An 11,550-nucleotide genomic window follows, 5' to 3' on the forward strand; every position below is an offset into this window, starting at 1 on the left:
GGGGGGGGTTGAGGGGCAGGGCCCGCAGTGCGGCGAACGCCGCTTCGATGCGAGGGGCGGAGACGGGCAGGTGGGGCGACCCGGGCTCGTGGACGAGCCACTCCAGTTCGACGCCGAGGGCGCGGGGTGGGCCCGTCTTGAAGCAGATGCCGCGGACCAGCGCCTCCACCTCGGCCTCGGTCACCGCGTCCTGCGCTTTCGCGCCGAGCGGCGGCCGGTGCCTCGTACAGTCTCCCTCAGGCATGGGGAAATCCTTCCGTTCGAGAGTGCTCGATATACCCAAAACCCTTCCGGCGCATTGCACAAGAGTGCCCCTCGGGCCGATTCCGTACCGGATATTTCTGTTGCGCCGCCCGACGTGCGCGGCTCACCATGCGTTCATGAACGACACGGGGGCGGGCTGTTGAGCGCCCGGCTGCGCGGGATCGCGCGGGAGACGGAACAGATCGTCGCGGCGGGCGGGTACGCGGCACCGGATGGCCGGAAAGTGCTGATCGCCGACGCGGTGGCCGCCGCTCGCGCGGGTACGCGGATGTACGGCCCGGAGCCGGTCGGGGCCGTGCCGCGCGAGCCGGTGCCGACGCGCTTCGAGGTGACGGGCGAGAGCAGCCTGGAGGCGGCGCGCAGGCTCACGGACGGCGGGCGCGGCCCGGTGGCGGTGCTCAACTTCTCCTCGGCGCGCAACCCCGGAGGCGGGTATCTGAACGGCGCCCAGGCGCAGGAGGAGGCGCTGTGCCGGGCCTCCGCGCTGTACACCTGCGTCAAGGAGGTCCGCGCCTTCTACGACCACCACCGCGCCGACCGCGACCCGTTCTACAGCGACCGCGTGATCCACTCACCGGGCGTGCCGGTCTTCCGCGACGACCGCGGGCGGCTTCTGGAGTCCGCTTGCACCGTCGGCTTCCTCACGGCGGCGGCGCCCAACGCCGGGGTGATCCGCCGGGCGGCCCCGGAGCGGGCGTCCGGCATCGGGCGGGCCGTGGCCCGACGCGCGGAGCGGGTCCTGGAGACGGCGCTGGCCCGCGGCTATGACCGGCTGGTGCTCGGCGCGTGGGGCTGCGGCGTCTTCATGAACGACCCCGCGCAGGTCGCGGGCGCCTTCCGGGGGCTGCTCGGCGAAGGCGGCCGGTTCGCGGGCCAGTTCGGGCACGTGGTGTTCGCGGTGCTCGACCGCACGAAGGGCGCGGTGACCCGCGCGGCCTTCGAGACGGTGTTCGCGGCGGAGGTCAGCGCCAGCCGTAGCGCTCCTTGAGGCGGAGCACGACGAGGTTGAACCGCATGCGGTCCAGGGCGCACGCCTCGCGCCGCATCCCGCGCTCGTGCACCCGCAGCACCCGGTCGATGGCCACCCAGGAGTCGCGGCCCTCGCGGTCCCAGGGCCCGCTGCCGATCGGCACCCACGCCCGGTCCTCGGCGTGCCGCTTGCTGGACAGCTGTACGGCGAGCAGCGTGCCCGCCCTCTCGCGGGCGACGACGAGGACGGGACGGTCCTTGCCGCGTCCGTCGTTCTCCTCGTACGGCACCCAGGTCCAGACGATCTCGCCGGGGTCGGGGTCGCCGTCGCACTCCGGCGCGTACTCCATGCGCACCCGGCCCACCGCGCGCGGCTCGACCTCGGTGGTCGCGGTGGCGCCCGAACGGCCGGGGGCGGCCTGCTCGTGCTGGTCATCGGTGTAGGCAGTCACACCGGCCACCGTAGGGCCCGGCGGGCGCGGGTCACCGGGCGGGTGCGGTGCCGGTGACCGGCTCGGGCCAGCGCTCGTACCACCGCTGGTCCGCCTCCAACTGGGCGGCGAGGGAGATCAGGAGCGGCTCGCTGCCCGCGGGGCCGAGCAGTTGCGCGCCGACCGGGAGGCCGCCCGGCACCTGTCCGGCGGGGACGTTGACGCCCGGCCAGCCCAGGACGTTCCACGGCCAGGCGTAGGGACAGGCGGCGATCATCGCCTGGTCGGTGCGCCAGCCGCTCATGGCCGCAAGGGTGCCGACGCGCGGCGGGGGAGCGGCCGTCGTCGGGGCGAGTACCACGTCGTACGTGCTGAAGACCGCGCCCACGCTGCGGTGCAGCGCGGCCTCGGAGCGGCGGGCGAGGCGCAGCGGGGCGCCGCCGAGCAGCCGCCCCATCCGCGCGGCGTCGCGGGTGCGCCGGTCCAGGAGCGCGGCGTCGGGGACGTGCCGGGCCCACTCCGCGATGCCCGCCGTGGCGCGCGGCACGAAGGCGAGGCCGATCCGGCCGTAGGCGGGGTCGGCCTCCGCCACGTCATGGCCGAGCGCGGCGAGACGGTCCGCGAGCGCCACGACCCGCCGGCGCACCTGCGGATGCAGCCGCTTGGGCGTCCCGGTGAACGGCATGCGCAGCGACAGGGCGATCCGCAGCCGCCCCGGCTCCCGCGTCGCCGCCTCGGCCGCGCGCACGGCGGGCGGCCGGTGCAGATCGCCCCGGTGGCTGCCGCTCGCGGCGTCGAGCAGCAGCGCCGCGTCGGCGACGGTCCTGGCGAGCGGGCCGTTGACGGTGATGCCGTGGAACGCCTCGGGCCATGGCCACGTCGATATCCGCCCGCGCTGCGGCTTGATGCCGACCAGGTGGGTCCAGGCGGCGGGGATGCGCACCGAGCCCGCCCCGTCCGAGCCCAGCGCGGCGGGCACGAGCCCCGCGGCGACGGCCGCCGCCGAGCCGCCCGACGAACCGCCGGGGGTGTGGGCGGTGTTCCACGGGTTGCGCGTGTCGCCGAACCCCGGGCCCTCGGTGAACGGCCACTGGCCGAGTTCGCAGGTGTTGGTCTTGCCGACGACGACCGCTCCGGACGCCCGCAGCCTGCGGACGGCCTCGCAGTCCTCGGCCTGTGCCGGGAACGCGCCCCGGCAGCCGAACGCGGTCGGCTCGCCCGCCACGTCCATGTCGTCCTTCACGGCCACCGGCACGCCCAGCAGCGGCCGCTCCGGGAAGGGGCCGCCGCGCGCGAGCTCCCGGTCGGCGGCGTCGGCCTCGGCGAGCGCGGCGTCCGCCCGTACCCGCTTGAACGCGTTCAGCGTGGGCTGCGCCGCCTCGATCCTGGCCAGGGCCCGCTCGGTGAGCGTCCGGGCGGACACCTCGCCCTCGGCCAGCGCGCGGGCGGTGCGCGCCAGGCCATCGGCACGGTCGGGGGTCATGGGGACACCTCCGGGTCGGGACGGGTGCCCGCACGGTACCGGTCAGTAGCCTCAACGGGGAACGGGGCCGGGGAGGTTCGGGGGCGCGGCCCGCCGCGGGCCCGCCGGAAAGTACATGGCTCTGCCAACCGATAAGCCCTGGTGAGGGTCTGCGAGGATGCCGGTGTCATGGTGCAGATACCGAACCAGCAGCCCGCGCGGGACTCCGTGCCGACCAGCGCCGACGTCGCACGTCTGGCCGGGGTCTCCCGCGCGACCGTCAGCTACGTCCTCAACAACGCCAGCGCCGTCCGGATCAGCGAACCCACCCGCCGCCGCGTGCACGCCGCCGCGCGGGAACTGGGCTACGTCCCGCACGCCGCCGCCCGCAGCCTGCGCGCGGGGCACAGCCGCATGGTTCTCATGCCCACCTCGGAGATACCGACGGGCCCGCTCCTCAGCCGGTTCTTCAACGAACTCCAGTGGGCGCTCAGCCGCCTCGACTACACCGTCGTGCAGTACGCGAGCCTCGGCATGACCGGCGAGGACGCCGCCCGCGCCTGGGCCGAACTGCGGCCCGTCGCCATCCTCGCGCCCGACGCCTCCGCGCTCGGCCCGCGCGGCGTCACCGTCCTCAAGCGGTCCGGCGCCAAAGCCGTCTTCACCCTGGGACCCCAGCGCGTCGAGGGCGCGCACGCGCTCCTGATGGACGGCCGCAGGGTGGGCGAGGCCGCCGCCCTGCACCTGCTGGCCCGCGGGCGGCGCCGGATCGGCGCGGTCGTCCCCGAGGAGCCCGGCCTGGAGATCTTCTCCGAGCCCCGGGTCGAGGGGCTGCGCAAGGCACTGCACGCCGCCCGCATCACCGGCGCGTCCGTCACGGAGGTGCCCCTCGCCTACGACGAGGCGTCCGCCGCGCGGCTCGCGGCACGCTGGCGCTCACTGGACCTCGACGCGGTCTTCGCCTACAACGACGAGTACGCGATGCTGCTCCTCAGGGCGCTCCAGGACGAGGGCATCGCGGTGCCCGGCGAGACGGCGGTGATCGGCTCCGACGACCTGATGCTCGGCAGACTCCTGCGCCCCCGGCTCAGCACCGTCCGCATCGAGCTGCCCTCGGGACGCGGCCTCGCCGAACTCGTCGACCGCGTGGTGCGCGACCCGGGCACCGAACCCGAGGTGCACGACGTGCTCGGGGCGGACGTCGTGCACCGCGAGTCCAGCTGAACCACCCGCGTGCCGCCGGTGGAGTGCCCTACTGCCCCTGTTCCTGCTGCTTGGCCTGCTCCTCGGCGACCTGCCTGCGGACCTCGTCCATGTCCAGGTTCCTGGCCTGGCCGATGACGTCCGTCAGGGCCGACTCCGGCAGCGCGCCCGGCTGGGCGAACACCGCCACCTGATCGCGCACGATCATCAGCGTCGGAATGGACTGGATGTTGAAGGCCGAAGCCAGCTCGGGCTGCGCCTCCGTGTCCACCTTGGCGAAGACGAGGTCGGGGTTGGCCTCCGCCGCCTTCTCGTAGACCGGGGCGAACTGCTTGCACGGGCCGCACCACGAAGCCCAGAAGTCGATCAGAACGAACTCGTTGTCCGTGACCGTCTGGTCGAAGTTCTCCTTGGTGAGCTCCAGTGTCGCGCTCATGGTGTGTCCCTGCTTCCTGTGTGGAACGTGGCCGCTGTCGGTAACGGCCGATGGTACGAACGTATTCCGCCCGCCGCGCGCGCGGCGAACCGTGCACGCACCGGCATGTTCGGCGCGCTTACCCATGTGGCCACGGCGCACACCTGCGGAGAGACTGTCCTCATGACGGAAGCCAAGACATACGACGTAGTAGTCATCGGAGCGGGACCCGTGGGGGAGAACGTCGCCGACCGGGCCCGCGCGGGGGGCCTGAGCGCCGCGATCGTGGAGAGCGAACTCGTGGGGGGTGAGTGCTCCTACTGGGCGTGCATGCCCAGCAAGGCCCTGCTGCGTCCCGTCATCGCCCGCGCCGACGCGCGGCGCGTCCCCGGCCTGCGCGAAGCCGTACGGGGACCGCTGGACGCCGCCGAGGTCCTCGCCCACCGCGACGACTACACCTCGCACTGGAAGGACGACGGCCAGGTCGGCTGGCTCCAGAGCATCGGCGTCGATCTCCACCGGGGCCACGGGCGCCTCACCGGGCCGCGCGAGGTCGCGGTGACCGCCGAGGACGGCTCCGAGCAGATCCTGCGGGCGCGCCACGCGGTCGCCGTCTGCACCGGCACCCGGGCCGCCCTGCCCGACCTCCCCGGGCTCGCCGACGTCAAGCCCTGGACCAGCCGCGAGGCCACCTCGGCCGACCATGTGCCCGGCCGCCTCCTCGTGGTCGGCGGCGGCGTCGTCGCCGTGGAGATGGCCACGGCCTGGCAGGCACTCGGCTCGCAGGTGACGATGCTGGTGCGCGGCGGCAGCGGGCTGCTGCCCCGCATGGAGCCCTTCGCGGGCGAGCTGGTGCGCGACGCCCTGACCGAGGCGGGCGCGGAGGTCCGCACCGGCGTCTCCGTCACTGCCGTCACCCGCGAGAACGGCCTGGTCAAGGCCACCCTCGACGACGGCTCGACGCTGGCGGCCGACGAGATCCTCTTCGCCACCGGACGCGCCCCGCGCACCGACGACATCGGCCTGGAGACCGTCGGCCAGAAGCCCGGCTCCTGGCTCGACGTCGACGAGAGCCTGCGCGTGAAGGGCAGCGACTGGCTGTACGCGGTGGGCGACGCCAACCACCGTGCGCTCCTCACCCACCAGGGCAAGTACCAGGCGCGCGTCGCGGGCGCCGCCATCACCGCCCGCGCCCAGGGCGTACCGCTCCTGGAGACCGACCGCTGGGGCGCGCACGCCGCCACCGCCGACCACGACGCGGTCCCGCAGGTCGTCTTCACCGACCCCGAGGCCGCCTCGGCGGGCCTGACCCTGGCGGAGGCGGAGGCCGCGGGCCGCCGGGTGCGCGCCGTCGACTACGACATGTCCGGTGTCGCGGGAGCGGGCCTGTACGGCGACGGCTACCGGGGACGCGCCCGCATGGTCGTCGACCTCGACCGCGAGGTGCTGCTCGGCGTCACTTTCGTCGGCCCCGGGGTGGGCGAGCTGATCCACTCGGCGACGGTGGCGGTCGCCGGTGAGGTCCCGCTGGAGCGCCTCTGGCACGCGGTCCCCGCCTACCCCACCATCAGCGAGGTGTGGCTGCGGCTCCTGGAGACCTACCGGGGCTGACGGTTTCCCGCTCGCGGCGGGCCCCCGGCCGTCCCTGGATGGCCGGGGGCCCGCCGCGCCGTACGCATCGGTCAGCCGCCCGCGTAGACGTCCTCCACATAGCGTCCCTCGGCGACCAGATCCCGCAGCCACGCCTCGGCCGCCGCGGTGTCGCCGCCCCTGTGCTTGGCGTACAGCCGCTGGAACGCCTCCCGCACGCCGGGCGCCATCCGGGACCCGTCACCGCACACGTACACCCGCGCGCCCTCCTCGATCAGGCGCCACACCTCATCGCCCTCGGCCGCGATCCGGTGCTGGACGAACAGCAGCTCGCCCTCCGGGGCCCTGGAGAAGGTCGGACGCAGCGACACCGCGCCCGCGCGCTCGGCTTCCTCCAGTTCGGCGCGGTGCAGATAGTCGACGTCGGGATGGTCGCAGCCGAAGTAGCAGAGGGCGGCGGCCGTGCGCCCGCCGGACCGCAGCAGCGCGAGGCGGTCGGCGATGGCGCCGCGGAACGGCGCGAGGCCGGTGCCCGCGCCGACCATGACGACCGGCGTCCCGCTGTCCGCCGGGACGCGGAAGGCGTCCCGGCAGGGCCGCACGCGCGCGTGGACGGTGTCGCCCACGCCGATCCGGTGCAGATACGAGGAGCCGTTCCCCCGGAAGGTGCCCCGGCCCGAACGGTGGGGGGCGCTCAGGAGCGAGACCATGAGATCGGCGTGGCCCGGCGACACCGCCGGGGACGAGGAGATCGAGTAGTGGCGGACGCGGATGGGCGGCAGCAGGTCGAGCAGCACGGCCCAGGGGAGCTGTCCGCGCAGCGCCGGGTGATCCTCGATCAGATCGAGCAGACTGCCCCGGTGAGCCTCCAACGCCTGTTTGACGGAGGCCAGTTGGGTGAGCGCGGCCTTCTCGGGCGGGCACGGATCGTGCTCGGCGAGCACGGCGGCCTGGGCGGTGGTGGGGGCGTCGCGCAGTTCGACGTAGTGGCTCAGCAGGGTGCGGACGGTGAGGGGGCGGTCCAGGGGGAGCGTCGAGCGGCCCGGCCGGTGCGCCCGGACGTTCAGGACCGTGTCCAGGTCCACGCCGAGCACCCGCGCGGCACGCTCCACCAGCTCCGGGCCGTTGACCGGCAGGACACTCAGGTGGTCCGCCGTGCGGTAGCCGGTGCCCTCGGGGAGCGCGACGCGCAGGAACCGCTTCGGGCGGGCCAGGGGGTGACTCGGGTCGACGAGGTCGCGCGCCTCCACGACCGTCATCGGCACCGTCTCGTGCCGGGCGGCCAGCGCGGCCAGGGGACCGCCGCTGACCTCGATGACGTCATAGCCGTGGGGCGCGGGCGCGGCGCCGGTCCCACCCGCGCTCGCCGGGTCCCCGTACCGGCGCAGCAGCTCGGTGCGCAGGGCGGCGGTGAAGCGCCGCACCGCTCCGGCCAGGTCTCCGGAGGCGTCGGCCTCGGCGCGCGCCAGCAGGCGGGTGGCGCCGGACGCCGCGAGGCGGTCGTCGATGAGGGTCGGCACCCGCTGGTAGGTCGCGGCCCAGTTGCGGTCGCCGACGCCGAGCACGGCGTGGTGGACCCCCGACGCCGCGTCCGGACCGGCCTCGGTCAGCCAGGACACGAAGGCACGGGCGTCGTCGGTGGGCTGACCGTTGTAGGAGGCGGCGACGATCACCACGGGACCGTCGGTGGGCAGCGCTCCCGCGGCCTCGTCCAGGGGCGCCACCCGCACCTCGAAGCCCAGGTCCGCGCCGAGTTCGCCGAGCTGTTCCGCGTACGCGCGGCACGTGCCGAAGTTGGTGCCGTGCAGCAGCGTCAGGGCGGTGCCCGCCACGGCCCGCTCCGGCAGACCCGCTTCCGCGCCCGGGACGGCGTCCGTGCGGCCCACGGGGTCGGCCAGGGCAGCCAGCTCGCGCAGGGCGCCGCGGGTGTGCGCGCGGTCCTGAGGGGTACGGGCGGCCAGGGTCATCGTGAACGCCTCGGGCTTGAGGGTCAGCGTCTCCTTGACCTGGAGGCGGTACCGGGCGTGGTCGATGAACCGGTAGCGGTGCACCAGCATGCCGAGGAGCATCGTGGCTTCATGCAGCGCGAACTGCCGCCCGATACAAGCCCGTTCACCGGTTCCGAACGGCTTGTACGCGTGCGGGGAGCGGGCCGCCTCGGCCTCCGGGGTGAAACGCTCGGGGTCGAACTCCTCCACGTTGTCGCCCCACACCGGGTCGCGGTGCAGCATCGGGGTGAGCACCACCAGGCTCTGGCCCGCCGCGACGGGATACCGGCCGCCGATGACCGTGTCGGCGCGGGCCACGCGCTGGAAGGCGGGCGCGGTGGGCCACAGGCGCAGCGCCTCGTTCAGGACCTGCCGGACATAGCGCAGCCTGCCCACGTCCTCGTACGACGGCTCCGGGTCCGGCGAGTCGCCCCACAGGGCGTCCACCTCGGCCTGCGCCCGGTGCAGGGCGGCGGGGTTCTTGAGCAGGTGGTACAGGGCGAAGGCGAGCGCGCCCGAGGTCGTCTCGTGCCCGGCGATCAGGAAGGTGATGACCTGATTGCGGATGTTGGCCTCGTCCAGTGCCTCGCCGCTCCCGGGGTGGGGGGAGTTGAGCATCAGGCCGAGCAGGTCGTCGGCCGAGGCGTCGCCCGTGGCCTTGCGCGCGCCGATCACCTCGTCAACGACGCGGGCGAGATGGGCGGCGTCGGCCGCGAACGCCTCGTCCTCGGCCGCGTAGTCACCGCCGGGCGCGCGGGCCAGCTTCGCCTGGCTGTGCGCGAGACCCCGGACCAGGGCCTGGACGAAGGGGTGCGGGTCGGTGCGGGCGAAGGACTCGAAGTCGTAGCCGAAGCCGGACAGGCCGATGGTGTCCAGGGTCATCCTGGTCATGTCCTCCGACACCTCGACCGGCGCGGATTCGGCGGCGCCCGGCGCGAACCGGCCGTCCCAGGAGGCGATGAGCCGTCTGGCCACGCGCAGCATGTGCGGGTGGTACGTACGCATCGAGTTCATGGCGAAGGCGGGGAGCAGGATGTCGTGCGCCTTGGCCCAGTTCGGCTCGTCGTTGTACGCGGTGAACAGTCCGTCGCCCGCGATGCCGCGGACGTTTTCCAGCGCGGGGCCCACGCCCTTGGCGAAGCGCGTCTCGTCGGAGAGCTCCTCGACCAGGGCGAGGGACCCCGCGAAGACGATGTCGCGGCCGTGGTGGCTGCGGATGTAGAGGGGCCCGTGCAGGCGGGCGAACTCCACGGCCTGCTGGATCGGCGTACGGGTGAGCCCGGTTGCCGTCACGTCGACCGTGGGGATGACTTCACTCATGGCCAGTGCCTCTTCCCGTGGGGCAGGGAGTCCGACGCCCCATGCGGCGGGCGCCGGACTCCACGGTGGCGCGCCCCCTGAGCCCGTCGGCCGCGAGAACTACATAATCTTGTAGGGAGCATTTCGGCGACACGCCTTGCGCACACGGCCCGGACCGGTCTCGGCCTCGCGCGAGGTGGAGGTATGCGGCGGAAGGGGTGGAGGCGTGTCGCGCAGGGCGGATGACGCGGGGACCGGGACCGGGACCGGGGCGGTCGCGGGCCGGAATCGGGCGGCGGCTGAGGGATGCGGGACGGCTTCGGACGCCGGTGGGCCGGGGGCCGTGGGTGCCGGTGCGGAGTCGGGTGCGGGTGCCGTCGGTTCGCGGGGCGCTGGTGCGCGGGGATCTGGTGCACAGGAGGCGGGTGCGCAGGAGGTGGGTGCGCAGGAGGTGGGTGCGCAGGAGGTGGGTGCACAGGGCGCTGGTGCGCGGGGTGCGGACGCCGTCGTGTGGCGGGGCCGGTTCCTCAGTCTGCTCGACCGGTCACCGGCGGCGACCGCCATCAGCAGTACCGAAGGGGTCGTCTCCGTCGCCAACCCCGCGTTCGCGGCGGCCTTCGGGCTGCGGCCCGGCCGGGTGAAGAACCGGCTGCTGCTCGACCTGCTCACGCCGACCAACAGCGGCCAGCTCCGCAAGCTCGACGAGGCCATGCGCTCGGGGCGCAGGTCCCGCTACCCGGTCGAGGTGAGCTGGCGGGTCCACGGCACCGCCCGCCACGGACAGGTGACCGTGGAACCTGTCCCCGACCCGCTGGCCGACACCCCGCCGCTCCTGGTGACCCTGCGCGTCGCCGAGGCGCCGACGGACGGCGCCGGGGGCGGCGACGACGGCCACGGCGGTGACAAGGAGTTCGCGGACTTCGCGCACCCGGCGCTGAGCGCGCAGGAGGCCCGCATCCTGCGCCTCGTCGCGGGCGGCGCCACGACGGCCGTCGTGGCGCGGACGGTCGGGATCGGTGTCGACGGCGTCAACTACCACCTGTCCCGCCTCTGCCGCAGACTGCGGGTGCAGAACCGTACGGCCCTGGTGGCCAGGGCCTACGTACTGGGTCTGCTCGACCCGGCCGCGTGGCCGCCCAGGGTGGCGTCGCCCGCCGCACGCTACGCCCCGCCGCACGACCCGCGCGGGCGCGGGCCCGGCGACGCGGGCGCCCCGCGTACGCGTTAGCCTGAGGGCAGCGGTGGCCCGCCCGGCCCCGCGCGGCGGTGGGGCCCGCCGTACCCGAACCGCGGCGACCCCAGCCGCCAACGGTCCCTACTTGCGAACGAGCGCGCCCGCGGACGGGCGACGGCGAGTAGGAGGAACATGCCCCCGCAACGACCGGAGCAACGGGAGCGACCAGAGCAGCCGGAGCAGCCGGAACAGCCGGAGCGACAAGACCTGCTGCGCGGACAGGGCCGCGTCCTCACGGCCGTGGCCGTCGGCGGCGCGCTCGGCGCCTCCGCCCGCTACGGCGCCTCCCTGCTCTGGCCGGCGGCCGACGGCGCCTTCCCCTGGTGGACCCTGTCGGTGAACGTCCTCGGCTGCGCGGTCATCGGCGCTTTCATGGTCCTGATCACCGAAGTGTGGTCCCCGCATCCCCTCCTCCGGCCGTTCTTCGGCACGGGGGTGCTGGGCGGCTTCACCACGTTCTCGACGTACGCGTTGGACGTCGAGCGCCTGGTCAGCGGCGGCCACGCCCGCACGGGCCTCGCCTATCTGGCACTGACCCTGATCGCCGCGCTCCTCGCGGTGTGGGGCGCGGCGWKSRSGRYSCGCGGGCTCGTGGCGGTGGGGCGCCGGTGAACTGGCTCTCCGTGATCGCCGGGGCGATGATCGGCGCGCCTCTGCGTCATCTCACCGACCGCGCGGTCAGGACGCGCCTGAAC

9 protein-coding genes and 2 pseudogenes are annotated in these 11,550 nt (G+C 74.5%); 6 read left to right on the forward strand and 5 right to left on the reverse strand.

Features of this window, described 5'->3' with window-relative positions:
• Positions 1-244 (reverse strand): annotated as a pseudogene (locus tag AB8Z36_RS18000) (hypothetical protein); the annotation flags it as partial.
• A gap of 159 nt (positions 245-403) precedes the next feature.
• On the opposite strand from AB8Z36_RS18000, the gene AB8Z36_RS18005 reads away from it, so the two are divergent.
• Positions 404-1,252: a TIGR02452 family protein gene (locus AB8Z36_RS18005; protein WP_369214342.1), complete on the forward strand. Its 849-nt coding sequence runs from the start codon at positions 404-406 to the stop codon at positions 1,250-1,252.
• Here AB8Z36_RS18005 and AB8Z36_RS18010 read toward each other — a convergent pair.
• Both AB8Z36_RS18010 and AB8Z36_RS18015 read right to left on the reverse strand, forming a co-directional pair.
• The gene (locus AB8Z36_RS18010; RefSeq protein ID WP_369214343.1) at positions 1,227-1,685 is read right to left on the reverse strand and encodes a type II toxin-antitoxin system PemK/MazF family toxin; all 459 of its coding nucleotides are present in this window, start codon (positions 1,683-1,685) and stop codon (positions 1,227-1,229) included. The genes AB8Z36_RS18005 and AB8Z36_RS18010 overlap by 26 nt on opposite strands.
• 31 nt (positions 1,686-1,716) lie before the next feature.
• Complete coding sequence (locus AB8Z36_RS18015) at positions 1,717-3,147, reverse strand: amidase (RefSeq protein WP_369214344.1); 1,431 nt, start codon at positions 3,145-3,147, stop codon at positions 1,717-1,719.
• Between the two features lie 168 nt (positions 3,148-3,315).
• On the opposite strand from AB8Z36_RS18015, the gene AB8Z36_RS18020 reads away from it, so the two are divergent.
• Positions 3,316-4,350 (forward strand): LacI family DNA-binding transcriptional regulator, encoded by a 1,035-nt coding sequence (locus AB8Z36_RS18020; protein WP_369214345.1) that lies wholly within the window; start codon positions 3,316-3,318, stop codon positions 4,348-4,350.
• Between the two features lie 28 nt (positions 4,351-4,378).
• Here AB8Z36_RS18020 and trxA read toward each other — a convergent pair whose 3' ends face one another.
• Complete coding sequence (gene trxA / locus AB8Z36_RS18025; RefSeq protein ID WP_369214346.1) at positions 4,379-4,765, reverse strand: thioredoxin; 387 nt, start codon at positions 4,763-4,765, stop codon at positions 4,379-4,381.
• A 162-nt stretch (positions 4,766-4,927) separates the two neighbouring features.
• On the opposite strand from trxA, the gene AB8Z36_RS18030 reads away from it, so the two are divergent.
• A complete protein-coding gene (locus AB8Z36_RS18030; RefSeq protein ID WP_369214347.1) occupies positions 4,928-6,355 on the forward strand; it encodes a dihydrolipoyl dehydrogenase family protein in 1,428 nt (475 codons plus the stop codon).
• A gap of 71 nt (positions 6,356-6,426) precedes the next feature.
• Here the strand turns inward: AB8Z36_RS18030 and AB8Z36_RS18035 are convergent, their stop codons facing one another.
• Entirely contained in the window at positions 6,427-9,642 is a 3,216-nt protein-coding gene (locus tag AB8Z36_RS18035; protein WP_369214348.1) for a bifunctional cytochrome P450/NADPH--P450 reductase, read from the reverse strand.
• Positions 9,643-10,057: 415 nt separating this feature from the next.
• Here AB8Z36_RS18035 and AB8Z36_RS18040 point away from each other — a divergent pair, with 415 nt between their 5' ends.
• From AB8Z36_RS18040 to AB8Z36_RS18050, 3 genes and pseudogenes are all read left to right on the forward strand, one after another.
• A complete protein-coding gene (locus tag AB8Z36_RS18040) occupies positions 10,058-10,849 on the forward strand; it encodes a helix-turn-helix transcriptional regulator (protein WP_369214349.1) in 792 nt (263 codons plus the stop codon).
• A 138-nt stretch (positions 10,850-10,987) separates the two neighbouring features.
• Positions 10,988-11,467 carry a fluoride efflux transporter CrcB gene (gene crcB, locus AB8Z36_RS18045; protein WP_369214350.1) on the forward strand — a complete coding sequence of 160 codons (480 nt, stop codon included), beginning with the start codon at positions 10,988-10,990 and terminating at the stop codon, positions 11,465-11,467.
• Positions 11,464-11,550: pseudogene (locus tag AB8Z36_RS18050) on the forward strand (fluoride efflux transporter CrcB); the annotation flags it as partial. The gene crcB and the pseudogene AB8Z36_RS18050, both read left to right, overlap by 4 nt.

This window comes from Streptomyces flavofungini, assembly GCF_041028215.1.
GTDB classification, from domain to species: domain Bacteria; phylum Actinomycetota; class Actinomycetes; order Streptomycetales; family Streptomycetaceae; genus Streptomyces; species Streptomyces flavofungini_B.

Excerpts from the sequence above, each read along its gene's own strand:
- AB8Z36_RS18015 (WP_369214344.1), bottom strand. The coding sequence starts at position 3,147 with ATGACCCCCGACCGTGCCGATGGCCTGGCGCGCACCGCCCGCGCGCTG.
- trxA (WP_369214346.1), bottom strand. The coding sequence starts at position 4,765 with ATGAGCGCGACACTGGAGCTCACCAAGGAGAACTTCGACCAGACGGTC.
- AB8Z36_RS18020 (WP_369214345.1), top strand. The coding sequence starts at position 3,316 with ATGGTGCAGATACCGAACCAGCAGCCCGCGCGGGACTCCGTGCCGACC.
- AB8Z36_RS18030 (WP_369214347.1), top strand. The coding sequence starts at position 4,928 with ATGACGGAAGCCAAGACATACGACGTAGTAGTCATCGGAGCGGGACCC.
- AB8Z36_RS18035 (WP_369214348.1), bottom strand. The coding sequence starts at position 9,642 with ATGAGTGAAGTCATCCCCACGGTCGACGTGACGGCAACCGGGCTCACC.